This window comes from Streptomyces sp. NBC_01304, assembly GCF_035975855.1.
Lineage (GTDB): Bacteria > Actinomycetota > Actinomycetes > Streptomycetales > Streptomycetaceae > Streptomyces.
The window spans coordinates 2548656-2573957 of sequence record NZ_CP109055.1 but is presented as its reverse complement, the minus strand read 5'-3'; the positions used below and the strand labels follow the sequence as shown (position 1 = coordinate 2573957).

Sequence of the window (25302 nt, the reverse complement as noted above, 5' to 3'; positions counted from 1 at the left end):
ACGTCGAGGTTCCTGCCGTGAGGCGGTCGCCGTGAGGTTTCCGGCCCGCTTCGGGCTGCGTACGCGACTGATCGCCGCCTTCCTCCTGGTGGCCGCGATCAGCGCCGCCACCACCGCCACGCTCACCTACCGCGAGGCCCGCTCGGCGATCCTCAAGCAGAGCCAGGACACCGCCATCGGGTCCCTGCGCGACCAGCTGGACGGGGTGGCATTCCAACTGCCCATGGACCAGGCGGCCCTGGACGAGCTGTGCAGGAGCGTGGGCAAGCGCGCCAGGCCGCACCCCTGGATGGTCTTCGCTCAGTACGCGGGGCTCAAGGCCTCCAACTCCGACCGGCCCGAATCGACGGTCATCACGCCCGAGCTGCGCCGCGAGGCACAGGACGACGGCCACACCTCCTTCCAGCGCGTGGTGAACAACGGCGAGCCCGAGCTGACCGTGGCCGTGCCGGTGACGGCGACGTACGGCTCGACCACCCGGCCCACCGGGCTCGTCGTGTACGCCGTCATGGGCCTGGACACCGAGGGCGAGACCGTCGACGCCATGGTCACCGCCGCCCGCGACGGCGCCCTGCCCGCGCTCGGCATCGCCCTGGTGCCCGCGCTGCTCGCCTCCCGCAGCGTGCTGCGCCCGGTGCGCGACCTGCGGCGGGCCGCCCTGCGCCTCGGGCGCGGCAAGCTCGACACCCGGATCGAGGTGAAGGGCTCCGACGAACTCGCCGATCTGGCAAGGACGTTCAACGAGTCGTCGGGTGAACTCGAACGCACCGTGGGCGAACTCCAGGACGCCGAGGCAAGGGCCAGACGCTTCGCCGCCGACGTCTCGCACGAACTGCGCACCCCGCTCGCCGGGATGCTCGCCGTCACCGAGGTCCTCGACGAGGACGCCGAACGCCTCGATGAGGACACCGCCTCCGCGGTCCGCCTGATCAGCACCGAGACCGGACGCCTCGCCGTCCTGGTCGAGGACCTGATGGAGATCTCCCGCTTCGACGCCAAGGCGGCCGAGCTCAACCGCGACGAGGTCGACGCCGCCGAAACCATCCGCAAGACCCTGCAGCGCCGCCGCTGGGAGGGCGAGATACGCACCGAACTCCAGGACGGGGTACGGGCCTCGCTCGACCCCCGGCGCTTCGACGTGGTCATCGCCAACCTCGTCGGCAACGCGCTCAAGCACGGCGAGGCGCCCGTCACCGTACGGATGCGCGCCGAAGGACCGCAGCTCGTAGTGGAGGTCGCCGACAGCGGCCCCGGCCTCGCCCCCGAGGTGCTGCCGCACATCTTCGACCGGTTCTTCAAGGCGGACGCCGCCCGCACCCGCTCGGCCGGCAGCGGCCTCGGCCTGGCGATCACCCAGGAGAACGTGCGGCTGCACGGCGGCACCCTGCGCGCCGCCAACGGACCTTCCGGCGGGGCCGTGTTCACCGTCGAGCTGCCCAAGGAGGCCCAGTGATCCGGCGACCGCGCGCCCGAGACCTCCTGGCGCTTTCGCTGCTGCCCGCGTTGCTGCTCACGGGCTGCGGGATCCGTGGCACCGATGTGATCGAGTCGGGGCGGCCGGCCACCGGGGAGTTGCAGCCGGACCGGGAACGGTCGACCGTGCTGTACTTCGTCGCGCCGGACCGCAAGGTGCTGCCGGTGCACCGGTACACGGGCGGGCGGATGTCCTTCACCGGGGCGCTCGACATGCTGCTCGGGGGCCCGGACGAGAGGGAGCGCGGCGCGCGGCTGAGTACCGAACTGCCGGTGAAGTACGGTTCCGTCACGCTCTCCGGGCGCAGTGACGCGCTCCAGGTGAACCTCGGCATTCCCGTCATGGGCCTGTCCGCGGTGGCCCGTCGGCAGCTGGTGTGCACCACGGCCGAGGCGGCGCGGGTGGTGCCCGGCCAGAAGACGGCCGGGTCGGCCGACCCGGCGCCGACGACAGCAGCAGACGAAGGTGACGTACAGGTCATTGTCAAGGGCACGGACGGCCAGATCGGCCCTGCACGCTGCACACTCTGACCGCTGTGCGCCCTTGCCGGAAGGGGGAGTTGGGGCCACCGTGGGGGTGATCCGGGAGTGAGTGATCCCCGCCCCCTTCGCCCCCTTCGAACGGAGTCACCGTGGCCTCCTTCGTCCTGCCCCATCTGCTGCTCGGCAGCGGACCCCACCATGTGATCGCCGTGCACGGCTGGCTCGCCGACCGCAGCGCGTACGCGGCCGTCCTGCCGGACCTCGACGTCGACTCGTTCACGTACGCCGTCGTCGATCTGCGCGGCTACGGGGAGGCCCGGGACGTCCCCGGCGTCTACTCCACCAGCGAGGGCGCCGCCGATCTCCTCGTGCTCGCGGACCACTTGGGCTGGGACCGGTTCTCGCTCGTCGGGCACTCCATGGGCGGCTCGGTCGTGCAGCGGGTGGTCGCCGCGGCGCCCGCGCGGGTGCGCCGGCTGGTCGGCGTATCGCCGGTGCCGGCAAGCGGGTTGGGGCTGCCGCCCGAGCAGTGGGAGCTGTTCGCCTCGGCCGCCGAGCAGCCCGAGAGCCGCCGCATCATCTTCGACAACACCACCGGCGGCAACCGCCCGGCCGCCTGGCTCGACCGCATGGTCCGCCAGTCCTTCGACACCAGCGACAGCAAGGCCTTCCGGACGTGGCTCGACTCCTTCGCGCTCGAGGACTTCCACGGCGAGCTGGAAGGGTGCGAGGTGCCGGCCCTGGCGATCGCGGGCGAGCTGGACCCGGCGCTGAGCGCGGAGTTGATGCGGCAGACCTGGATGCGCTGGTTCGTACGCGGCGAACTGGTGGAGCTGGAGCGGTCCGGGCACTACGAGATGGACGAGACCCCGCTCGCCCTCATCCGCACCGTCGAGGACTTCCTGCGCGCGGACGGCGTGGACGGCGCGGACGGCGAGTGAGCAGGACCATGGCCGACCGCACCACCGCCGATGTCCCCGACGTCTTCGATCCCCGTCTGTACGCCACCGGCATACCGCACAGCGCCCTCCGCGAGCTGCGCGAGCGACACCCGGTGGCCTGGCAGGACGAGTACGAGGTCCTGGGCTGGCCCGCGGGTCCCGGCTTCTGGGCGGTCGCCCGGCACGCGGATGTCGTACGCGTCCTCAAGGATCCCGCGACCTACTCCTCACACCTGGGCGCCACCCAGATCCGCGACCCCGACCCGGACGACCTGCCGTTCATCCGGCGCATGATGCTCAACCAGGACCCTCCCGACCACGGCCGCCTGCGCCGCCTCGTCAGCAGGGCCTTCACTCCGGGACGCATCGACCGGTTCGAGGAGCGAGCCCGCGCCCGCGCCCGTGAACTCCTCGGCGTGGCAAGGGAGTCGGGCTCGGTGGTCGACCTGGTGGCGGCCGTCACCGACGACTACGCGCTGCTCAACCTCGCCGACCTGCTCGGCGTCCCACCGGGCGACCGGGGGCTGCTCCTCGACTGGACCGAGCGGGTCATCGGCTACCAGGACCCGGACGAGGCACCCGCCGTCGTACGCGGCGCCGACGGGCGGCCCGTCAATCCGCGCTCCCCCGCGATGCTCCGCGAGATGTTCGACTACGCGCAGCGGCTCGCCGCGTTCAAGCGCCGCTGCCCCAGCGACGACGTCATGACCGCCCTCGCGCACGCCACCGACGGCGACATCCGGCTCGGCAGGGACGAGCTGGAGATGTTCTTCTTCCTGCTGACCGTCGCGGGCAACGACACCGTACGCAGCGCCGCCCCCGGCGGCCTCCTCGCGCTCGCCGAGCACCCCGACGAGCACCGCCGGCTGCGCGCCGGCGAGGTCGGCCTGGACACCGCGGTCGAGGAACTCCTGCGCTGGCACCCGCCCGTGCTCACCTTCCGGCGCACCGCCGCCCGCGACGCCGAGCTCGCGGGGCAGAAGATCGCGGCGGGCGACAAGGTCGTCGTGCTGCACGCGAGCGCCAACTACGACGAGCGGGCCTTCGCGGCCCCGTACCGCCTGGACCTCGCCAGAACACCCAACCCGCACGTGTCCTTCGGCGACGGACCGCACGTCTGTCTCGGCGCGCACTTCGCACGCCTCCAACTGCGGGTCCTGTACGAGGAGACGCTGCGCGCCCTGCCCGAACTGGAGCCCGTGGACCGGCCGCGCCGCCTCGTCTCCAACTTCATCCACGGCATCAAGTCGCTGCCGATGAGGGTGAGGTGAAGCGGCCTTGGACGGTCAGTCCTTGGCGCCCGCGCGGTGGGCGCCGCCCTTCGGTGCGGGCAGCGGGGTCTGTGCGGCCCGGGTCACATCGGCGACCAGCTCGACCACATCGGCGCCGTACGCCTGCGAGTTGGTGACCTTCAGGAGCAGCACGAAGGTGTTGCCGCCGTGCTTGCGGGCGAGGCGCTCGTGGTTGCGCGCCAGATAGCGGGTCGCCGCCTGGTTGGTGATCGCACGCTGGCCGCAGAAGAGGAAGACGGGTCTCGCCTCCTCGCCCTGCCCGGCGGTGAGGCGGGCCAGCACCACGTACTCGGTGCGGCCCGGCTCCATGCGGTAGCGCTCGCTGCCGATCTGGAAGGCGCCGCGGTCCGGGCCGGGCTCCGGCTCGACGTTGACGCGTATGCCGGGAAGCAGCGAGTGCATGTGCGCGGCCATCCGGCGGTTCGAGGCGGGCCCGCCCACGCAGAACTCGGTGCGCTCGCCGAAGCCCTGCTGCGCCACATCGTGCGTGATGACCTGGGCGTGCGCCCCGCAGTCCTTGATCAGCGCGGACAGCTCGAGCAGCGAGAAGACGTCGTTGCGGGCGACCGAGAACTCGGGCCCGCCCGCGTCCCGCCCCACCACGAGCAGCGACTCGGAGTTCTCGGGGAGGCCGAAGAAGGCCTGCTTGCGCCGTAGCTTGCGGCTCCACAGATACGTACGGGCGAACCAGCCGAGCGAGGCGGCGAGCCCCGCGGCGACGACGCCGAGGACGATATTGCGCAGGTCTTCATTCATGGGCGGGCATGCTAGCGGGCCTGCGTCTCGCTGTTCGAGAGGGGTTCGAAGGGGGCTGCCGGGTCTTGTGCCATGAAGTTACGCTGCGCAGACAGTCGTTGACCGGAGGTACGGATGAGACGCCCTGTTGCGCGCAATCTTTCGATATTGGCCGTTACGGCGGCTCTGGTATCGATAGGTGCCACCGCGCCCGCTTCACCGCATTCATCTGCCGCGGATTCTGTTGGAAAGGCAACATCGCCCGAGCCGCCGAAGACGCCCCTCGCCGTCGGCTACGGCGGGGCCGTGTCGAGCGTCGACGCGGACGCCTCGGCCGCCGGCATCGAAGTCCTGCGGGGCGGCGGCAACGCGGTGGACGCGGCGATAGCCACGGCCGCGGCGCTCGGCGTCACCGAGCCGTACTCGGCGGGCATCGGAGGCGGCGGCTATTTCGTCTATTACGACGCCAAGTCCCGCAAAGTGCACACCCTCGACGGCCGCGAGACGGCCCCGCTGACCGCCGACTCGTCCCTCTTCCTCGGCGCGGACGGCAAGCCGCTCCCCTTCGCGGACGCGGTCACCAGCGGCCTGGGCGTCGGCACCCCCGGCACCCCCGCCACCTGGGACGACGCCCTCGACGCCTGGGGCAGCAAGCCGCTGCGCAAGCTGCTCAAGCCGGCCGAGCGCCTTGCCGCCGACGGCTTCACGGTCGATGCGACCTTCCGCTCGCAGACCGAGGCGAACCAGGCCCGCTTCAAGGACTTCCCGGACACGGCGAAGCTGTTCCTGCCCGGCGGGCAGCTGCCGGTGGTCGGGTCGACGTTCAAGAACCCCGATCTGGCGCGTACGTACGGGGAGTTGGGGCGCAAGGGGACGGGGGCCCTGTATCGCGGGGCGCTCGCGGACGACATCGTACGTACCGTCAACAAGCCGCCGGTCGACCCGGCTTCCGGACGCAACGCGCGGCCCGGTGACCTCTCGGCGAAGGACCTGGCCCGGTACGGGACGCTGCGGCAGAAGCCGACCAGGGTCGGGTACCGCGGCCTCGACGTGTACTCCATGGCGCCCTCGTCCTCCGGCGGTACGAGCGTCGGTGAGGCGCTCAACATCCTTGAGGGGAGCGACCTTTCGAAGGCCTCCGAGGCCCAGTATCTGCACCGCTACATCGAGGCCAGCCGGATCGCCTTCGCGGACCGGGGCCGCTGGGTGGGGGACCCCGCCTTCGAGGACGTACCGACGAAGGAGCTTCTTTCACAGCGGTACGCCGACTCGCGGGCCTGCCTGATCAAGGACGACAAGGCCCTGACCAGTCCGCTCGCGCCCGGCGACCCGCGGCACCCGGCGCCGTGCTCCGCGGCGGGCAAGGCCGCCCCGACGACGTACGAGGGGGAGAACACCACTCACCTCACGGCCGCCGACAAGTGGGGCAACGTCGTCGCCTACACCCTGACCATCGAGTCGACGGGCGGCAGCGGCATCACCGTGCCGGGGCGGGGGTTCCTGCTCAACAACGAGCTGACGGACTTCTCGTTCGCGCCCGCGAGCCCCGAGGTGCACGACCCGAATCTGCCCGGCCCCGGCAAGCGGCCGCGCTCGTCGATCTCGCCGACGATCGTGCTCAAGCACGGAAAGCCGGTCCTGGCGCTCGGCTCACCCGGTGGCGCGACCATCATCACCACGGTGCTGCAGACCCTGACGGGCGTCGTCGACCGCGGACTTCCGCTCGTCGACGCGATCGCCGCGCCCCGGGCCAGCCAGCGCAACCAGGCCACGACCGAGCTCGAACCGGGGCTGTGGGACAGCCCGTTGAGGGGCCGGCTCGAATCGCTCGGCCACGGCTTCCGGCAGAACCCGGAGATCGGGGCGGCCACGGGTGTGCAGCGGCTGCCGGACGGGCGCTGGCTCGCGGCGGCGGAAAAGGTGCGAAGGGGCGGGGGCTCGGCAAGGGTGGTGTACCCGAGCTCCTGACGTCTCATCAGTAAGGAGTGCCGTTTTGCGCGCACTCGTTCCGGTCGCCCTCGCCCCTGTTCTCCTCGCTGTCGCGGTGCCGCCCGCGGTGGCGCAGGAGGGCGGGGTGGGGGCGGCGGCGCTTCTGGCCAAGGTCCGTTCCTGTACGCAGCTCTCGCGGGGCAAGTACCGCACGGACGACGGGGCGCGGGCCTCGGTGCCGGTGTGCGGGATGAGGGGTGCGGTCTTTTGGAAGGCCGACCTCGACATCGACTGCGACGGGCAGGTCTCGCGGCAGTGCAATCGGCGGACCGATCCTTACTTTCAGCCGACCACGGCCTACCAGAAGGCCAATGGGCAGCATTTGAATCCGGCGCTGTTGCCGTATGTGGTGGTGCCGTTGCCGAGCCGGATCTGGAATGCCGCGGGGGCCGGGATTCGGGGTGGGGGTGTGGTCGCGGTCATCTATCGCGGGCGGGTCGAGTACGCCGTGGTCGGGGACCAGGGGCCTTCGGATCTGATCGGTGAGGCGTCCTATGCGACGGCACGGGCGTTGGGGATCGATCCGGATCCGGTGCGGGGTGGGGTGTCGGGTGGGGTGACGTACATCCTGTTCAAGGACTCTCGGGTGCGGCCGATCGAGAGTCATCGGGCTGCGGTGGTGGCGGGGGTTGGGCTGGCGAAGCGGTTCTTGCGGGCGAATTGATTTTTCCCCGCCCCGCCCCTTCCCGAAAGTCTGCGACGCCTTCCGCCCTGCGGGCGGTGTCCTCAAACGCCGGACGGGCTGATGAAATCAGCCCGTCCGGCGTTTGAGGACTTTCGGGAAGGGGCGGGGAGGGGAGAAAGCAGTGCCGCTTAAAGCGCCGTGAGAATCCGAGGCCCAGCCTCAGTGATCGCCACGGTGTGCTCCGCATGCGCAGCCCGGCTGCCGTCGTTGGTCCGGAGCGTCCACCCGTCCGTGTCCTCGTAGTACCCGTCCTTGCCCCCACCGATCAGCATCGGCTCGATCGCGAGCACCATGCCGTGCCGCAGCCGCATGCCCCGGCCGGCCCGCCCCTCGTTCGGCACCGGCGGATCCTCGTGCATGCTCCGGCCCACACCGTGCCCGCCGAACCCGTCGGGGATCCCGTACCCCGCCGCCCGGCACACCGTGCCGATCGCGTGCGCGATGTCGCCGATGCGGTTGCCGACGACGGCCGCCGCGATCCCGGCCGCCAGCGCCGCCTCCGCCGTCTCGACCAGGGTCACGTCCTCGGGGCGCGGGGTGCCGACCGTGAAGCTGATCGCCGAGTCGCCCGCCCAGCCGTTCAGTTGGGACCCGAAGTCGATCGAGACGAGGTCGCCGTCGCTCAGCCGGTAGCCGTTCGGAATGCCGTGCACGATCGCGTCGTTCACGGACGCGCAGATCACCGCCGGGAACCTGGTGGTCGCGAAGGTCGGCCGGTAGCCGAGGAAGGGCGAGGTTGCGCCTGCCTTCCGCAGGACGTCGTGCGCGATCTCGTCCAGTTCGAGGAGGGTCACGCCGACGTGTGCCGCCTCCCGGGCGGCCGTCAGGCCCTGGGCCACGACCCGGCCCGCTTCGCGCATCAGGTCCATCGACGCGTCTGTCTTGAGCTCAACCATGCCAATTACTATACCGGTATTAGAATGGCGGCATGGTGCGTACCCCCTTGACCCCAGAAGAGCGCGAACGCGGCGAGCGGCTCGGCCAACTGCTGCGCCAGGCGCGCGGCGGCCGCAGCATGGTGGAGATCGCCGCCGGCGCCGGTCTTTCCGCGGAAACCCTCCGCAAGATCGAGACGGGCCGGGCCCCGACGCCCGCGTTCTTCACGGTGGCGGCCCTGGCCCAGGTGCTCGGCCTCTCCATGGACGAGCTCCTCGCGCGGTGCTCGTACGTCGCTCCGGTGGCCGTGGCATGACCGACGCCATGATCTCGGGCGGCCTGCGACGCATACCCCGCCCCGCCGCCCGGGCCGCCGTGCTCGACCCGGACGGCGCCGTCTTCCTGCTCCGCTACGACAACTCCGAGGTCGGCGTGCACTGGGCGATGCCCGGCGGCGGCCTCGACCCCGGCGAGTCGCCGCGCACGGGGGCGCTGCGCGAAGTCCGGGAGGAGACGGGCTGGGCCGACCTGGACCTCGGTGAGCTGCTCTGCACCTGGGAGCACGACTTCACCCGGGCCGGGGTGCCGGTGCGCCAGCACGAGCACATCTACCTCGCCCCGATCCTGGAACGCCGCCGCGCCATCGGCCCCGACGTGGCGGCCGCGCACGCGGAGGACGGCATCCTGGCCTCCCGCTGGTGGAGTCCCGCCGAGCTCGCCGCGCCCCAAGAGGCCCTGTGGCCGCCGCAGTTGGGGCGGGTGCTCGCCGAGCATGTGGCGGGCGGGGACGGGGTGGACCTGGGGTTCGTGCCGAACGAACCCAAGTGAGCCGGGCCCTGGACCGGGCGGCTGGCTGCTTTGGTCCAGGGGGTCAGGCCTCGGACCAGGGGATGGGCCTTGACTCAGGGGGTCAGGTCTTGAACCGGGTGACGGGCCTTGACTCAGGGGGGCAGGCCTTGAACCGGGTGACGGGCCTCGACCCAGGGAGCAAGGCCCTGCCACGGGGAGCAAGGCCCTAGCCCGACACCCCGAGCTGCACCCGCCGATGCCGGGGCGCCTCGATCTCGTCCAGCAGCGCCACCGCCAGATCCGCATGCGAGATCCGGCCCGCCGCCCCCTCCACCACGGACCCCACCGCAGTGCGATAGCTCCCCGTGCTCGGCGCCTGCGCGTTCAGGTCCATCGGCGGGACCACCATCAGCCAGTCGAGCCCGGCCGGTGCCTCCTCGAGCAGCAGCTCGAACTCCGCGACATGGCCCTGCGAGAACACCCGGTACTCCTCCGGGAACGCCGGGTCGTCCATCACCCGCACCCCCGCTCCCGGCGAAACCTCCAGCGTCGTCGCGATCCCGAGCACGAGCAGCCGCCCGACCCCGGCCCGCGTCAGCCCGTCAAGCAGAGCCCGTGCCGCCGCAGTGAAGTACTGCTCCGAGGGCGTGTCCAGGCGGGCCGAGGCGTTCACCGCCGCGTCGTGCCCCGCCGCGACCGAGGCCACCGAGTCGGCGTCCGTCGCGTCGCCGCGCACCACCGCGACGCCCTCCAACGCCGCCAGGTCCGGGTACTTGGCCGGATCCCGCACCACCGCCGTCACCGCGTGCCCGCGCCGCACGGCCTCCGAGACCGCCGCGCGCCCCACACGTCCGCCCGCCCCGAAAATCACGATCTTGCTCATGAAGTTCCTCCCTGGTCCTGCGTTCCGATGACCGGAAGGTAGGCGGGACCTCCCCGGTTACTGCAACGGAACCGGCCCTGACCTCGACGTACGTACAGCGGGTTCTATTGTTTGGCCATGACGGCCCACCCCGAGCCCTTGAGTCCCGAGCTCTTGAGTCCCGAGCCCCAGAGCCGGGAGCCCTTGAGCCCCGAGATGTTCGACCCCCACTGCGGCCACCGCATGCCCATCCGGGTCGGCGACAAGTGGAGCGGCATGGTCCTGCGCTGTCTGCAGGACGGCCCGCGCCGCTTCACCGAGCTCAAGGTCCCCCTCAAGGGCGTCGCCCCGAAGGTCCTCACCGAGACCCTGCGCGCCATGGAGCGCGACGGCTGGCTCACCCGCACCGCGTACGACGAGAACCCGCCCCGGGTCGAGTACGCGCTCACCCCGCTCGGCCACTCCCTCCTCGGCCCGATGGACGTCGCCTGCGACTGGGCACGCGAACACCTGGACGAGCTCCCGCGCACCGACCAGCCGTACGCGCGGCCCGGCTCGGACTAACAGATCCTGCGCCGGGCCCCGCCCGGGGTCACGCTGCCGGTATGTCCCGACCGCACGCAGCCGTGCGCCGCACCCTCGCCGCCGCACTGCTCGCCCCTCTCCTCACCGCCCTAGGGCCTGTGTCGGAAGTGGCGTCTGTCCCGCGACGCCCGGCACGCGCCCCCACTGCCTCAAGGGCGTGGGAGGTGCCCCCGCTCGCCGCACCGGCCGAAAGCCCAAGTACGTCCGGTCCATCGACGGGGCCTTCCGGCCGGCCCGCCGAGAGCACGCACCGACTGCAGACACCAGTTGCTCCGCAGCGGGCGCAGGGCCAGCCCTCCGGGCTGACGACGCCACTTCCGACACAGGCCCTGGGCCCCACGGCCCCCGCCCCCCAGCCCAAGCCCCTCCGCCACCCCGGCGCCCTGGTCAGCCGAGCCCAGCTGGACACCGTCCGCAAGCAGGTCAAGGCCGGCAAGGAACCCTGGGCCTCCGCCTTCGACGGCATGCGGGCCAGCCGTTACGCCTCGCTCTGGTACTACCCGCAGCCCCAGACCGAGGTCTCCTGCCCGTCCGGCAACCGCCCCGGGCGCGGCTGTCAGCAGGAGCGCGAGGACGCGATCGCCGCGTACACCCACGCCCTGATGTGGACGGTCACCCGCGACGAGAAGTACGCGAAGAAGGCCCTCGAGATCATGGACCTGTGGTCCGCGACCCTGAAGAACCACACCGAGGCCAACTCCGGTCTGCAGTCCGCGTGGGCCGGCTCCATGTGGGCGCGCGCCGCCGAGATCATGCGGTACGTGTACAAGGGCTGGTCCGCCGACGGCATCACGCGCTTCGACCGGTTCTTGCGTGAGATCTATCTGCCGCAGGTCGCCGGGGGTTCGCTCGGCCGCAACGGCAACTGGGACCTGGTGATGGCGGACGCCGCCGCGTCCATCGGCGTCTTCCTCGACGACCGGTCGGTCTTGGAGCGGGCGGTCGCGCGGGTACGCAACCGGGTTCCGGCCTACTTCTACGTTCACGGCGACGGCCCCCGGCCGAAGGCGCCGCCCGGCGCCCTCCTCGACGCGCCGGCCGAGCTCACGCGTTACTGGTTCGGGCAGCGCAGGCTGGTCGACGGCCTGGCCCAGGAGACCTGCCGCAACTTCGAGCACGTCGGCTACGCGCTCGCCGCGACCGCCCACGTCGCCGAGACCGCCCACCACCAGGGCATCGACCTCTGGCGCGAGATCGGTCCACGCCTGCGCCCCGCCCTCGAACTGCACGCCGACTACCAGCTCAGGGATGCCGAGACCGCCCCGGACTGGCTGTGCGGCGGCCACATCACCCCGACCCTGGGCCCCGACCTGGAAGTCGCCCTCAACCACCTGCAGAACCGCATGGGCGGGCGCCTCCCCAAGGCCCGCCGGCTCGCGGGGGAGCAGCGCCCGGCCGGCACGGACAACCTGTTCGTCGCCTGGGAGACCCTCACCCACGGAGAGAACCCGTGAGACCCGTGAGATCCGTGAGACCTGTGAGATCCGTGAGATCCGTCAGACGTGTGAGATCCGTGAGACGCCCCCTCGCCTTCGCCCTGGCCGTCGTCGCCCTGTTCGCGACCGCCGCAGCTCCGCCCCCGCCGCCGGACCCGGGGTACTTCGCCCACCCCGGAGTGCTGCTCAACCGCGCCCAGTTGGACGGCATGCGGGCCCACGTCCACGACGGAGCGGAGCCCTGGCGCTCCGCGTACCGGCAACTGCGCGACAGCCGCTACGCCGCCCCCGACCACCGCCCGCACCCGATCGCGGTCGTCGCCTGCAAGCCCTACACCAAGCCCCCCGCCTGCACCGCCGAGCGCGAGGACGCGATCGCCGCCTACACGCAGGCCCTGCTCTGGTACGTCACCGGCGAGCGCGCGCACGCCGAGCGTGCGGTGCGGATCATGGACGCCTGGTCGAAGGTCCTGCGCGACCACACCGAGGGCAACTCGGCGCTCCAGGCGGCCTGGGCGGGCTCGACCTGGGCCCGTGCTGCGGAGATCGTCCGGTACACGTACGACGGTTGGCCGAAAGCGCGAGTGGAGCGCTTCGGGAACATGCTCCGCCACGCCTACCTGGGCGAATACGCCGAGGAGGTCGCCGACTACAACGGCAACTGGGACCTGGCGATGATCGACGCCTCGATCCAGATCGCCGTCTTCCTCGACGACCGACAGGTCTTCGACCGCGCCGTACGCCGGTTCAAGATGCGCGTGCCCGCCTACTTCTACCTGCGCTCGGACGGCCCGCTCCCGGTGCCGCCGCCCGGCGGGAAGGCGGACACCCCCGAGGAGATCAGGGAGTTCTGGTTCGGGCAGAAGGTGTACGTCGACGGGCTCGGGCAGGAGAGCTGCCGCAACTTCATGCACGTGGGCTACGCGCTCGCCGCGACCGCGCACATCGCGGAGACCGCGCACCACCAGGGCGTCGACCTGTACGGGCCGGTACGCCAACGGCTGCGCGCCGCACTGGAGTTGCACGCCGGATACCAGGCGGGCGGGGCCGTGCCGAAGTGGCTGTGCGGCGGGAATCCGGAGCTCACGATGGGGCCCGATCTGGAGGTCGCGCTCAATCATCTGCAGGGCCGGCTCGGCCTGCCGATGCCGCGCACGAGCCGGCTCGCCCAGGCGATGCGGCCCGCCGGGACCGATGACCTCTTCGTGGCCTGGGAGACGCTGACGCACGCGGCGAATCCGGGGACGTAGGCGCTCGGCCCGATCGCTGGGAATCGGTGGCCCGCACCAGGGTTTCGCGAGGCCCCTGACATAGGCTCACCGCCCATGACCTCAGACACCACCGGAGCCGGGACCCTCGCCGCGCTCGGGCGCGCCCAGTACATCAGCCTCACCACCCACCGTAAGAACGGCACGGGCGTCGCGACCCCGGTGTGGGTCACGCGGGACGGCGACGAGCTGTATGTGTGGACCAAGACCAACACCTGGAAGGTCAAGCGCATCCGCAACAACCCCCGCGTCGTGGTCGCGGCCTGTGACGTACGCGGCCGGATCGCGCCCGGGGCGCCGAGCGCGGAGGGGACGGCCCGGCTGCTGCCCGAGTCCGACCTGCCGCGGCTGCGGAAGCTGCTCTCGGCCAAGTACAAGCTGAAGTACTGGCTGATCGACTGGCCCGCGGCGATCGTCCGGCTCGGCAAGCGGCCGCACACCGGGATCGCGATCAGGCTGGACGCCTGAGGTTCCGGCTCGGGCTCGGGCTCCGACTTCGGATTCGGAGCCGGATTCGGCTTCGGTACCGGAACGTGAAGTGGCCGTTCCGCTCCGTCGTGGAAAAGCCCCTGTAGCCCGCCCGTAACACGGCGGGTGTCGAATGCCAGCCGGACGAGTTGCGGACCGGAACGCTCCAGTCTGCTGGGGCGTCCTGCTGGGGGCTGGCGGCGATGACAGTGGAACAACTCCCCGATCAGGTACGGGAGTTCGCGGGCTATCTGCAAGAGCTGCTGGCCCGCCTCGATCAGGGCGGCGGCTGGTGCGGCGTGTTCTGGCAGCGGGACCCCGACGGCATGGCGGCCTGCCTCGACGGGCGCGAGGTGCCGCCCTGGGACGTGGTGCAGGCACTCCTGCACGACCTCGCGGCGGACGCGGGCCCGGCGGTCGCCGAGGGTGAGACGGCACGGGCGGGCGCGCTGCACGCTGCGTCGGTGCGGGCGCACGATGCCCGGCCGGGGGCCCGTGAGATCCTGGCGGACCGGCTGGACATCATGCTCAGGGAACAGCGGTACGCCGCCGAACGCGGCCTGGATCTCGGCGAGTTGCTGGCAGCCGCCGCGCCGGACCGGGTGGAGGGCATCCACCTGGAGCTGGCCTGGGCCCGCGACGACCAGGAACGGGCCACGGCACGGTGTGCCGAACTGCGCGCGCGGATGGCGGAGTTGGACCGGCGGGTCGGGTACGTGGGCACGGTGTGGCCGGAGTCCGCGGCGGCTGGTTGGGGCGGGGGGCCGACGGCCTGGTCCGGGGGTGAGGCCATGGCCGACCCCGACCGCGCCCCCGGGCCGGCGGTTCGGCCTGATCCCGGCCCTGTGTGGCCGCAGGCTGCGGCGACTGCTCGCGAGGGAGGGCCGGGGGCCTGGCCCGAGGGTGAGGCCGACCGTGGCCCCGCCCCCGACCCCCAACCCCTCGCCCAAGTCCCCGCCCAAGTCCCCGCCCAAGCCCCACCTCCCGAAGAGCCCCGCCGGCGCAAGCCCCCGCGTCGCCCCCGAGGTGCCCGCTTCGCCGGTCTGGAGTCCGATGACGCGGCGGCCGACGAAGTGCCGGTGGTCCCCGTCATGCCCCTGCCGCCGCCCACGGACGACACCACGCCTCGCGGCGCCCGCTTCTCCGGTGGCACCCCCGCCGGGGACAACCCGCGCCGCGCCCCTCAACCCCTCGACGACGAGGCACCGCGCGCCACCGCCCAGGCCGTCGCCGATCTCGTCCGACTGCGCGGCCAGGGCCGCAGTGGCGAGGCCCATGCCGTGCTCTGCGAGGCCGCCCGCTGGCCGGCGCCCCGACTGCCCCTGCTCGCCGCCGAGCTGCACCGGGCCGGGCTCGGCGCCGACTGGGCCACGCTGCTGTGGGAGGCGGCGTCCCTGCCCCCGGACCGCCTGGTCGCGGCCGCCGACGCGCTCGCCGCAGCAGGCCGCACCGAAGACTGCCGCGGACTCCTGCGCCAGGGCGTGGCCCGCCCCGCGCCCGACATCGCGGACGCCGTGCTCGCCCTCGACGAGGCGGGCCGCGAGCGCGAGGCCGCCGCACTCCTGGACGCGTACCTCCGTGTCCGTACGCCGGAAGAGGCCGCCCGCATCGCCGAGACCGACCCGGACCACCTCGTGCCGCGCCTCCTCACCGCCGCGCACGCGGTGTCCCCGGAGCACCACTGGGACCTGATGCACGCCCTCCGCGTCGCGGGTCTCACCGCCTGACGTCACCGGTCGCGCCTGTCACCCGGCGCGCAAGTAGGCCCAGGAGACGCCCACTTCTCATCGGCCCGTCACCCGCTCGGGTACGAAACATGATCGACTCTGCGGGTTCACGACGATGGTCTTGCCCCGCCCGTCGACGGGGCTTACGTTCATCTCTCTGCGTTCCGAATCTACGGGCGTAGAGGCTCTCTGACGTCCCGTCGAAGGAGCAGCTCATGGCCAACGTCGTACGCGCCGCACTGGTCCAGGCGACCTGGACCGGCGACACCGAATCCATGATTGCCAAGCACGAGGAACACGCCCGCGAGGCCGCCCGCCAGGGCGCCAAGGTGATCGGCTTCCAGGAGGTGTTCAACGCCCCGTACTTCTGCCAGGTGCAGGAGGAGGAGCACTACCGCTGGGCCGAGGCCGTCCCGGACGGCCCGACCGTGCGCCGGATGCAGGACCTGGCCCGGGAGACCGGCATGGTCATCGTCGTCCCCGTCTTCGAACTCGAACAGTCCGGGTTCTACTTCAACACCGCGGCCGTGATCGACGCCGACGGCTCCTACCTCGGCAAGTACCGCAAGCACCACATCCCGCAGGTCAAGGGCTTCTGGGAGAAGTACTACTTCAAGCCGGGGAACATGGGCTGGCCGGTCTTCGACACGGCCGTCGGCAGGATCGGTGTGTACATCTGCTACGACCGCCACTTCCCGGAGGGCTGGCGCCAACTGGGCCTCAACGGCGCCCAGTTGGTCTACAACCCCTCTGCGACCTCCCGCGGCCTCTCCGCGTACCTGTGGCAGCTGGAGCAGCCCGCGGCCGCCGTCGCCAACGAGTACTTCATCGCGGCGATCAACCGCGTGGGCCAGGAGGAGTACGGCGACAACGACTTCTACGGCACCAGCTATTTCGTCGACCCGCGCGGGCAGTTCGTGGGAGAGACCGCGAGCGACAAATCCGAGGAACTCCTCGTCCGGGACCTCGACTTCGACCTCATCGACGAAGTACGTAAACAGTGGGCGTTCTACCGCGACCGCCGCCCCGACGCCTACGAAGGGCTGGTGCAGCCGTGACCAACCTGCATGACCGCCACAACGCCGTCCTCCCCGACTGGCTGGCCCTGTACTACTCCTCACCCATCGAGCTCACCCACGGCGAGGGCCGCCACGTCTGGGACGTGGACGGCACCAAGTACCTCGACTTCTTCGGCGGCATCCTCACCACGATGACCGCCCACGCCCTGCCCGAGGTCACCAAGGCCGTGACCGAGCAGGCCGGCCGCATCCTGCACTCCTCGACGCTCTACCTGAACCGCCCGATGGTCGAACTCGCCGAGCGGGTCGCGGCGTTGTCCGGCATCCCCGACGCCCGCGTCTTCTTCACGACCTCGGGCACGGAGGCCAACGACACGGCCCTGCTCCTGGCCACCGCGTACCGCCGGTCGAACCAGATCCTGGCGATGCGCAACAGCTACCACGGCCGCTCCTTCACGGCAGTCGGCCTCACTGGCAACAAAGGCTGGTCCCCGACCAGCCTCTCCCCGCTGCAGACGCTGTACGTCCACGGGGGTGTGCGGGGCCGCGGCCCCTACGCCCACCTCTCCGACGCGGACTTCATCGCGGCCTGCGTCGACGACCTCAAGGACATGCTGGGCCAGACCCGGGGCGTGGCGGCGCTCCTGGCCGAACCGATCCAGGGCGTCGGCGGCTTCACCTCCCCACCCGACGGCCTGTACGCGGCCTTCCGTGAAGTCCTCTCCTCCCAGGGCGTGTTGTGGATCTCGGACGAGGTCCAGACGGGCTGGGGCCGCACCGGCGACCACTTCTGGGGCTGGCAGGCGCACGCCGCCTCCGGTCCCCCCGACATGCTGACCTTCGCCAAGGGCATCGGCAACGGCATGTCGATCGGCGGCGTGGTGGCCCGCGCCGACATCATGAACTCCCTTGACGCCAACTCGATTTCGACGTTCGGCGGCTCCCCGATCACGATGGCGGCAGGCCTCGCCAACCTCACGTACCTCCTCGAACACGACCTGCAGGGCAACGCCCGCCGCGTGGGCGGCCTCCTCCTGGAGCGGCTGCGCGCGGCGGCGGCCGGTGTGGAGTGCGTACGGGAAGTCCGCGGCCGGGGCCTCATGATCGGCATCGAACTGGTCAAGCCCGGCACCGACGAGCCCGCCCCCGAACTGGCCACCGCGGTCCTGGAGGCAGCACGCGAGGGCGGCCTGCTACTCGGCAAGGGCGGCGGCCACAACACCAGCGTGCTCCGCATCGCCCCACCGCTCAGCCTCACGGTTGCGGAGGCGGAGGAGGGCGCGGCAATCATCGAACGGGCCCTGCGCGGCGTTTAGTTCACCGCAGCACCGCAGCACCGCTTCTCTGCTTCACCGTCCCGACCGGTCAAGGGGAAACCAATGAGCAGCACCCGCACCCTGATCCGCGGCGGCCTCGTCATCACCGCCACCGACGAAACCCACGCCGACGTACTGATCGAGGACGGCCGCATCGCCGCCCTGGCCGCACACGAGTCGGCGGTCGCCGGCTCCTGGACCGCCGACCGCGTGATCGACGCGACGGGCAAGTACGTCATCCCGGGTGGCGTCGACGCCCACACCCACATGGAGCTGCCCTTCGGCGGCACCTTCGCCTCCGACTCCTTCGAGACGGGCACCAAGGCGGCCGCCTGGGGCGGCACCACGACCATCGTCGACTTCGCCGTACAGAGCCAAGGGCACGCGCTGCGCGAGGGGTTGGACGCCTGGCACGCGAAGGCGGACGGCAAGTGCGCGATCGACTACGGCTTCCACATGATCCTCTCGGACGTGAACGAGCGGTCCCTGAAGGAGATGGACCTCCTTGTGGAGGAGGGGATCACCTCCTTCAAACTGTTCACCGCGTACCCGGGGGTCTTCTTCAGCGACGACGGCCAGATCCTGCGCGCCATGCAGAAGGCGTCGGTCAACGGCGGCCTGATCATGATGCACGCGGAGAACGGGCTCGCGATCGACGTGCTGGTGGAGCAGGCGCTGGCACGGGGCGAGACTGATCCGCGGTATCACGGTGAGGTGCGCAAGGCGTTGCTGGAGGCGGAGGCGACGCATCGGGTGATCAAGCTGGCGCAGGTGGCCGGGGCGCCGGTGTACGTCGTGCACGTCTCGGCGCAGGAGGCGGTGGCGGAGCTGGCGCGGGCGCGGGACGAGGGGCTTCCTGTGTTCGGGGAGACGTGCCCGCAGTATCTGTTCCTGTCCACGGACAATCTGGCGGAGCCGGACTTCGAGGGCGCGAAGTACGTCTGTTCGACGCCGCTTCGGCCGCGTGAGCATCAGGCGGCGCTGTGGCGGGGCTTGCGGACGAATGATCTGCAGGTGGTGTCCACGGATCACTGTCCGTTCTGTTTCGTGGGGCAGAAGGAGCTCGGGCGGGGGGACTTCTCGAAGATCCCGAATGGGTTGCCGGGGGTGGAGAACCGCATGGACCTCCTCCACCAGGCAGTCCTCGACGGGCACATCACCCGCCGCCGCTGGATCGAGATCGCGTGTGCCGCCCCGGCGCGGATGTTCGGCCTGTATGGCAAGAAGGGCACGATTGCGCCGGGCGCGGACGCGGATGTCGTCATCTACGACCCGAACGCGGAACAGGTCATGTCCGCCGAGACCCATCACATGAACGTCGACTACTCGGCGTACGAGGGCAAGCGTGTGACCGGCCGGGTCGAGACGGTCCTGTCGCGCGGCGAAGTCATCATCAACCAGCGCGAGTTCACGGGTCGGGCCGGGCACGGCGCCTATGTCCCGCGTGGCATCACCCAGTACGTCGGCTAGTCGGCAAGTGAGCTAGGAGAGACCGCATCATGGATTTCGGACTTGTCCTGCAGACCGACCCGCCGGCCTCGCAGGTGATCAGCCTGATGAAGCGGGCCGAACGCAATGGCTTCCGCTACGGCTGGACCTTCGACTCGGCGGTGCTGTGGCAGGAACCCTTCGTCATCTACTCCCAGATCCTGGCCAACACCCAGAAGCTGACGGTCGGCCCGATGGTCACCAATCCGGGTACGCGTACGTGGGAGGTGACCGCCTCCACCTTCGCCACGCTGAACGACATGTACGGCAACCGGACGGTGTGCGGGATCGGGCGGGGCGATTCGGCCATGCGCGTAGCCGGCCGTCAGCCCAACACCCTGGCCCGGATCAGCGAGGCGATGAAGGTGATCCGGGCGCTGGCATCCGGTGAGGAGGCGGATCTGGGCGGCGGCACGACGGTCCGCTTCCCGTGGATCAAGCCGGACGCCCAACTCCCGGTCTGGATGGCCGCGTACGGGCCGAAGGCCTTGAAGATGACGGGGGAGGAGGCCGACGGGTTCATTCTTCAACTTGCCGATCCGTATCTGACCGAGTGGATGGTCAAGGCGGTGCGCGATGCGGCGGTGGCGGCTGGGCGCGACCCGGCGGACGTCAAGATCTGCGTGGCCGCCCCGGCGTATTTGACCGTGGACGACAGCCCGGCCGCGCTTGCGCATGCCCGCGAGCAGTGCCGTTGGTTCGGCGGCATGGTCGGCAACCACGTCGCCGACCTGGTCGCCAAGTACGGCGAACACTCCGACCTGGTGCCGGAGGCGCTGACCGAGTACATCAAGGCCCGCCAAGGCTACGACTACTCCCACCACGGCCGCTCCGACAACCCCGACACTGCCTTCGTCCCCGACGAAATCGTGGACCGCTTCTGTCTCATCGGCACCGCCGAGCAACACATCGCCAAACTCGGGCAGTTGAAGGCCTTGGGCGTCGACCAGTTCGCCGTCTACGCCATGCACGATGCCCGCGAAGCTGTCATCGACGGCTATGGGGCCGCGGTCATCTCCGCCCTGAGGGACTGACCCCGGCGTACAGGCCGACTCTTCCGTCTTTATGGCTCTGACCTTGGGGTTTCCCTGGACTTCCCGGGTGGTTGTACACGGAGTGTGCATTGCGGGAGCGGGCTGATCTTTCGCCAGTACGGGGTGTTGGCCGCAGGTTCGAGTCCCAGGCAGGAGCCGACGACAAGGGCTGGTCGTATCACGCCCCCTGTGACCTGCGGAGATTCGCTCGTTGTGGGCCGTGTCGACGTATATGCCGAAAACGCGTGTGGCGTGATGTGTGTGGCGAAGGGTCGGCTTGCTAGGGGGTGACCTCGCGGAGCGGGATGCGTTTCGGAAGACGATGGTGTCGTGGGGGTGGGCGGTTCCGGTTTCGTACAGGATGCCGACTGTCTCGGGATCGGGCTGGACCAGGTCGGAGTAGGCGGCCTTCTTTGTCGACAGGGTGAGTGCTTTGTGGAAGGAGCGTCCGGCGTCAGCGCTGGTCCAGATGGCCATCGCGGTACGGCTGGTCGGCCTTGAGGGGCCGGAGAACAACAGCGGGCCGTTCTTTCCCGGGAGTTGCAGCACACTGCCCTCGACGACAGGTACCTCGTTGAGGGCGGGCTGGGCGCGGTAGGGGCGGTCAAGGGTGGCGCCGGCGTCGCTGGAGTAGCTGTCCAGACGGATTCCGGGGTCCGTCCCGTGCTGGTCGCGGGCGTTGAAGTAGAGCCGTCCGTCGGGGAGCTCGGCCACGCTGGACTCGTTGGCGTTGTCAGTGCCGTCGTAGGAGGCGTCGGTGAATCCGGTCCGCCAGGTTCGGCCTCCGTCGTCGCTGTGGATGGCGTGCGCGCCGTAGTACTTGGCTTCCTGCCCGCTGTCCGGTGAGCCCGGTGGCGGGGTGGTGGAGTGGTTGGCAGGGATGATGAGGCGGCCCTTGTGGCTGCCGCTGGTGATGGAGAGGGCGTGGCCAGGGCCGGTGGCGTACCAGCGCCAGGCGGGGAGCTTCACGGCGGCCGCCGCGCCCGCGGAGGATGTGATTTGTCGTGGACGGGTGAATGAGCGTCTGTCGTTGGCGCTGGTCTGCACGAATACCCGTCGGCCCTGCGTGGCGGTGGCCTGGCCGCGCAGGATCCCTTGTGCGTGATCCGCGGGTCGTCGTCGGGAGTGGGATGCCGGCCCAGAAGGTGCTCCCGGTTGAATCTGGCGACTGCCTGGCACGTCTTGGGGCCGTAGTGCTCGCTCTCGGCAATGCTCGGGTTGAGATATGCCGTACGGCTCAGGCGCTGGCCCGCTCCCGGTTGAGCGCTCGGCGCAGCGTGACGCCGTGATGGGTACGCAGTCGGCGCACTTCCCACACAGACAGAGCGGTCACGGACAGCGGAGCGCCGACCAGGAAGAGCACGCGCACCCACGCGGGTGCGTTGACCGGGGGACTGTCGAAGAGTTGGACGAAGAACATCGACCAGACGAGCAAGGGAGAAAGGAGCGGGGGGAGAACCTCGTGGACATCGGCCATGCGGAACGTGTGGTGCACCGACAGGACGAGGGCCGCGAGGAAGAACGGCAAGGAGAAGAGCATTGCGGCCAGCAGCACGAGCAGAGTGACGAGCCCGAGTCCCCAGGGCAGCTGCCTGGCCCACGCGGGTTCCATCCCCTCTTGCCACAGGGCCCAGTTGAACGCTGTCACGCACAGGAGAACCCCGAAGGCGACCAGCGGGCCACCGAACCGGCGCAGATAGGCCGACCGCCGCGGCGGCCGTGTGGCCAGGATGAACATGACCAACGCGAGAGGTGACGCCGACAGGAGCAGGGCAGCACTGAGCAGGGCCTTCACGAACTCGTCCTGTGCGAAGTCCTCGGCTGATCCCCGCAGTGGATAGGAATAGAGCAACCAGGCGGCCGCTGCGAATGCGATCGCCGTACGGGCGACCTGGGCGGCCTCCATACGCTGGTCGGTGAGGCGGCCTGCACGGCCGGGCCGGAAGACTCTGCCGGCGAGTACGAATGGACGCGCCAGGAAGCCGAGCCAGCCGGCCCTCGGCAGGACACCGTCATCGTGCACCCGTATGCGGCTGGTCACGCCTGTATTCCCCCATGTGCTGTTGATGCGGTGGCGAGCGTCCACGCGAGGAGATCAAGATCCCGCGTGCTCGGTGCGCCGAAGCTACCAAGGTGGGGCACGGTCGGCGGGGTGTGTCCGAGATGCGACACCACCTCCTGGCGCGGGGCTGTGGGAACGAACCAGACCACGCGATCGCGCCAGATCCGAACGCCCCGTTCTGGGCCGCGCCGAACGCCGGGCGTCGTCACGCGAGGCGGTCGCCAAGGCTGGTCCTGCCGAGGAATTCACCCGGTTCGCTTCCGCCGGCCCGCACATTAAGTGTGCTGGTCACCGGCAGCGTCGACGATGATCTGGGCAAGCAGTGCGGGGCTGGACTCTGAGCTGGCAGGGTGACGGTCTCGGCCCGGACGACCTGCCCGGAGCCATGACGATCGGCGAGGCGGTAAGCGTCGTCGTCAGCCCCGACCGCTGTACGGTCGACTCCTTCCTCACAGAAGCCGACCCGAGCGAGTTCGATGTCGTGATCGCGGCCATCGGTGAGGACCCCTACGCCGAGATACGCGGCACTCTCATACCGGCCGCGGGAATCGCCTCGCCCTGCCCGCAGCCACGTGCGGCTCAGCCGGTCTGCGGGAGAAACGAGCTCGGAGTTCCGCTCCATGTCACGCTCAAGGCCTCGCGGGCGCGCGTGCAGGAGACGAAGAGCAGGCAGCGTTCCCGGAGGACGTCGGCGTCGTGCTGGAGGGGGTCAACCGCGCGTGGCGTGATCTCGCGGGCGAACGGGAGGGTGCCCTCGCCGACACCGAGGACGGATACCGCACGGAACTCCAGCCCCTTCATCGCGTGCATGGTCGCCAGCCGCACTCCGTCGGCCCCCTGTGGGCTCTGGCCTTTGACCCGCAGTACGGGAATGCCCGCGGCCCGCAACTTGTCCTCGGCGGTGTCGAGGGTGAGGTTGAAGCGCGCGCACACGCCGATCTCGTGCGGTTCGAGGCCCTCGGCGAGCAGCGCTCGGACCCGGTCGACCAGGGCATCGGTCTCCTCTTTCCGGGTCGTGTACCCCTGCGCCTTGGGTCGGCTTCCGTGGAGCAGGGATCGGTAGCCGGACAGTGAGTCCGATCCCTCGCCCTCAAGCGCTTCGACGGTGACGGGGGCGAGCAGGCGAGCCGACCAGGCGAGGATTTCCTCGGTCGAGCGGTAGTTGATCCGCAGCCGGAAGCTGCGGCCCGCCGTGCTGATGCCCAACGAGCCGAGCGAGACCCGGGAGTCGTAGATCCGCTGGTGCGGGTCGCCGGTGACGAACAGGTCGTCGGGGCCGGCAGTTGCGGCGGCGCGCAGAACACGCCACTGCGCGGGGTGCAGGTCCTGTGCTTCGTCGACGACGACATGGGCGTACGGGGCCTCTTGGCCGGTGAGGAGTTCCGCGGCGCGGGCGCAGATCCGCAGGTGAGTGGTCTCACCGCGGTCGTGCAGGAAACGTTCGAACAGTTCCACACCGCGCCACACCTCCCTGCGGCGCGCGGGGCCCAGGCCGGTGCCCCGGCCGCGGCGCTTCGCGCCGAGGTATGTGTCGACATCGCGGATGTCCTGGCCGAGAAGGATGTGCCGGTACTCCTGGGCCAGGAACTGCGCTGTGAACGGGAGTTGGAGCTGCTTGACCGCCATTTCCCACAACTGCCGCTGCTCCCGGTCCCCGGCCGGTCGGGGCATGGCCGTCGAATGCGCTCGCAGGACGCCGTTCGCATAGGCGTCGACCGTCGTCACATCGACCCGGGCCAGAAGCTTCTCGTCCTCGTCAAGCAGCAGTCCGAGCATGTCGCGCAGCCCGGCGGCGAGTGCGTTCGTGTACGTGGTGAGCAGGACGCGGCCGTCTTCGCTGCGGTCGAGCAAGTGCTTGACCCGGTGCAGGGCGGCCACGGTCTTGCCGGTGCCGGGGCCACCGGTGACCTGCACCGGGCCGTTGCAGGAAGTGCGGTAGGCGACGCGCCGCTGCGAGGGGTGGAGGAAGACCCGCCACGCGGCGAACGGCTTGCGAAGGACCTCCGCCAGCTCCTGCGGCCCGGTGACCAGACGAACCCGTGCGGAAGTGTTGACGATGACCGTCGCCAAGTCCTCCACCGGCTCGGCGGGCGCGTCGGCCGGACGGCGGACGGCCACGACATCGCGGTAGACCTCCTCCGGGCTGAATCCTTCGGCGAGGTACTGCAGCACCTCCAGCTGGTCTTCCGGGAGCAGCGTGGAGAACGCCTCCAGTTGGGCTTTGTCCGCCAGCGAACGCGCGGCACGCAGTACTTGATCGTCGATACCGAGCTCACGCAGCGTGCCGTCGGACACGTCCGCGAACAGCAGCCGGGGAGCCGTGTGTGAGGCGGTCTCGTACAGCGGGGTCAACTCGTCGAGGGCGACGGCATTGCGGACCTCCAGCGCCCGGGTCGCCGTGTTCGCGCTGTAGAGGCGTTTCGCCGCCCATGTGTAGGCGTCGTCGTGCGGCAGAACGTTGACCAGGAGGAACATGTCGCTGCCGTCGTCGGGTGCCAGGACGACGCCCCGCCAGAAGTCGGTGATGCGAATGGTGCGCATCCGCCGGTCGCGGGCATTCTCGACGGACTCCAGGTGCAGGCCCTTGTCGGAGTTGAGTTCGGCGACGCTCAGGGCCTGGAACTTCGCCATGGCCTTGCGTACTCCCGCTCGGAGCGGCTTCGCCAACTTGTCGTAGCCGTCCCAGAAGCTCTGGGCGAAGGCGAGTCGGGGCATGGCGCCTGTTCCTCTCTGCCGGACGGTCTGCCGGTCGGTGCTTCAAGCCTGCGTCGGGT

22 protein-coding genes and 1 pseudogene are annotated in these 25302 nt (G+C 70.5%); 17 read left to right on the top strand and 6 right to left on the bottom strand.

All coding sequences use genetic code 11. From position 1 onward, the window contains the following. Positions 1-31: 31 nt before the first annotated feature. The 4 genes from OG430_RS11180 (at position 32) to OG430_RS11165 (ending at position 4168) form a co-directional block, all read left to right on the top strand. Positions 32-1453 (top strand): HAMP domain-containing sensor histidine kinase, encoded by a 1422-nt coding sequence (locus OG430_RS11180; RefSeq protein WP_327352301.1) that lies wholly within the window; start codon positions 32-34, stop codon positions 1451-1453. After that, positions 1450-2004 (top strand): hypothetical protein, encoded by a 555-nt coding sequence (locus OG430_RS11175; protein WP_327352300.1) that lies wholly within the window; start codon positions 1450-1452, stop codon positions 2002-2004. The genes OG430_RS11180 and OG430_RS11175 overlap by 4 nt, the downstream gene beginning before the upstream one ends. A 101-nt stretch (positions 2005-2105) precedes the next feature. Continuing rightward, positions 2106-2897, top strand: a complete 792-nt coding sequence (locus OG430_RS11170) for an alpha/beta fold hydrolase (RefSeq protein WP_327352299.1) — start codon at positions 2106-2108, stop codon at positions 2895-2897. Positions 2898-2905: 8 nt separating this feature from the next. Then, entirely contained in the window at positions 2906-4168 is a 1263-nt protein-coding gene (locus OG430_RS11165) for a cytochrome P450 (protein ID WP_327352298.1), read from the top strand. Between the two features lie 15 nt (positions 4169-4183). On the opposite strand, the gene OG430_RS11160 is transcribed toward OG430_RS11165, so the two are convergent. Beyond that, a complete protein-coding gene (locus tag OG430_RS11160) occupies positions 4184-4945 on the bottom strand; it encodes a hypothetical protein (protein ID WP_327352297.1) in 762 nt (253 codons plus the stop codon). A 114-nt stretch (positions 4946-5059) separates the two neighbouring features. On the opposite strand from OG430_RS11160, the gene ggt reads away from it, so the two are divergent. Further along, entirely contained in the window at positions 5060-6892 is a 1833-nt protein-coding gene (gene ggt, locus OG430_RS11155; RefSeq protein WP_327352296.1) for a gamma-glutamyltransferase, read from the top strand. Positions 6893-6917: 25 nt separating this feature from the next. Further along, entirely contained in the window at positions 6918-7577 is a 660-nt protein-coding gene (locus OG430_RS11150; protein ID WP_442816468.1) for a glycoside hydrolase family 75 protein, read from the top strand. 149 nt (positions 7578-7726) lie between these two features. Here the strand turns inward: OG430_RS11150 and map are convergent, their stop codons facing one another. Further along, on the bottom strand, positions 7727-8494 hold the full coding sequence (map, locus tag OG430_RS11145) for a type I methionyl aminopeptidase (RefSeq protein ID WP_327352295.1): 768 nt from the start codon (positions 8492-8494) through the stop codon (positions 7727-7729). Positions 8495-8526: 32 nt separating this feature from the next. Between map and OG430_RS11140 the strand changes: the two genes are divergently transcribed. Together OG430_RS11140 and OG430_RS11135 are read left to right on the top strand one after the other, a co-directional pair. Continuing rightward, on the top strand, positions 8527-8790 hold the full coding sequence (locus tag OG430_RS11140) for a helix-turn-helix domain-containing protein (protein ID WP_327352294.1): 264 nt from the start codon (positions 8527-8529) through the stop codon (positions 8788-8790). Beyond that, positions 8787-9302, top strand: a complete 516-nt coding sequence (locus OG430_RS11135; RefSeq protein WP_327352293.1) for an NUDIX hydrolase — start codon at positions 8787-8789, stop codon at positions 9300-9302. Before OG430_RS11140 ends, OG430_RS11135 begins: the two co-directional genes overlap by 4 nt. 187 nt (positions 9303-9489) lie before the next feature. On the opposite strand, the gene OG430_RS11130 is transcribed toward OG430_RS11135, so the two are convergent. Further along, positions 9490-10146, bottom strand: a complete 657-nt coding sequence (locus OG430_RS11130; protein WP_327352292.1) for an NAD(P)-dependent oxidoreductase — start codon at positions 10144-10146, stop codon at positions 9490-9492. 117 nt (positions 10147-10263) lie between these two features. Between OG430_RS11130 and OG430_RS11125 the strand changes: the two genes are divergently transcribed. From OG430_RS11125 to OG430_RS11085, 9 genes are all read left to right on the top strand, one after another. After that, positions 10264-10689: a winged helix-turn-helix transcriptional regulator gene (locus OG430_RS11125; RefSeq protein WP_327352291.1), complete on the top strand. Its 426-nt coding sequence runs from the start codon at positions 10264-10266 to the stop codon at positions 10687-10689. A gap of 41 nt (positions 10690-10730) precedes the next feature. Beyond that, a complete protein-coding gene (locus OG430_RS11120) occupies positions 10731-12164 on the top strand; it encodes an alginate lyase family protein (protein WP_327352290.1) in 1434 nt (477 codons plus the stop codon). Positions 12165-12223: 59 nt separating this feature from the next. After that, positions 12224-13396, top strand: a complete 1173-nt coding sequence (locus tag OG430_RS11115) for an alginate lyase family protein (protein ID WP_442816467.1) — start codon at positions 12224-12226, stop codon at positions 13394-13396. A 75-nt stretch (positions 13397-13471) separates the two neighbouring features. Further along, the gene (locus OG430_RS11110; RefSeq protein WP_327352289.1) at positions 13472-13882 is read left to right on the top strand and encodes a PPOX class F420-dependent oxidoreductase; all 411 of its coding nucleotides are present in this window, start codon (positions 13472-13474) and stop codon (positions 13880-13882) included. Between the two features lie 203 nt (positions 13883-14085). Continuing rightward, the gene (locus tag OG430_RS11105; protein WP_327352288.1) at positions 14086-15609 is read left to right on the top strand and encodes a hypothetical protein; all 1524 of its coding nucleotides are present in this window, start codon (positions 14086-14088) and stop codon (positions 15607-15609) included. A gap of 215 nt (positions 15610-15824) precedes the next feature. Continuing rightward, positions 15825-16667 carry a nitrilase-related carbon-nitrogen hydrolase gene (locus OG430_RS11100; protein ID WP_327352287.1) on the top strand — a complete coding sequence of 281 codons (843 nt, stop codon included), beginning with the start codon at positions 15825-15827 and terminating at the stop codon, positions 16665-16667. After that, positions 16664-17944 (top strand): aspartate aminotransferase family protein, encoded by a 1281-nt coding sequence (locus tag OG430_RS11095; protein WP_327352286.1) that lies wholly within the window; start codon positions 16664-16666, stop codon positions 17942-17944. The genes OG430_RS11100 and OG430_RS11095 overlap by 4 nt, the downstream gene beginning before the upstream one ends. 63 nt (positions 17945-18007) lie before the next feature. After that, positions 18008-19414: a dihydropyrimidinase gene (gene hydA / locus OG430_RS11090; RefSeq protein ID WP_327352285.1), complete on the top strand. Its 1407-nt coding sequence runs from the start codon at positions 18008-18010 to the stop codon at positions 19412-19414. A 29-nt stretch (positions 19415-19443) separates the two neighbouring features. Continuing rightward, positions 19444-20466 (top strand): TIGR03842 family LLM class F420-dependent oxidoreductase, encoded by a 1023-nt coding sequence (locus tag OG430_RS11085; RefSeq protein ID WP_327352284.1) that lies wholly within the window; start codon positions 19444-19446, stop codon positions 20464-20466. Between the two features lie 312 nt (positions 20467-20778). Here OG430_RS11085 and OG430_RS11080 read toward each other — a convergent pair. The 3 genes and pseudogenes from OG430_RS11080 to OG430_RS11070 all read right to left on the bottom strand — a co-directional run. Next, positions 20779-21558 (bottom strand): annotated as a pseudogene (locus tag OG430_RS11080) (sialidase family protein); the annotation flags it as partial. Between the two features lie 145 nt (positions 21559-21703). Beyond that, positions 21704-22507 (bottom strand): hypothetical protein, encoded by an 804-nt coding sequence (locus OG430_RS11075; RefSeq protein WP_327352283.1) that lies wholly within the window; start codon positions 22505-22507, stop codon positions 21704-21706. Positions 22508-23107: 600 nt separating this feature from the next. Next, positions 23108-25243, bottom strand: coding sequence for a UvrD-helicase domain-containing protein (locus OG430_RS11070; RefSeq protein ID WP_327352282.1), 2136 nt, complete (start codon positions 25241-25243; stop codon positions 23108-23110). Positions 25244-25302 lie beyond the last annotated feature (59 nt).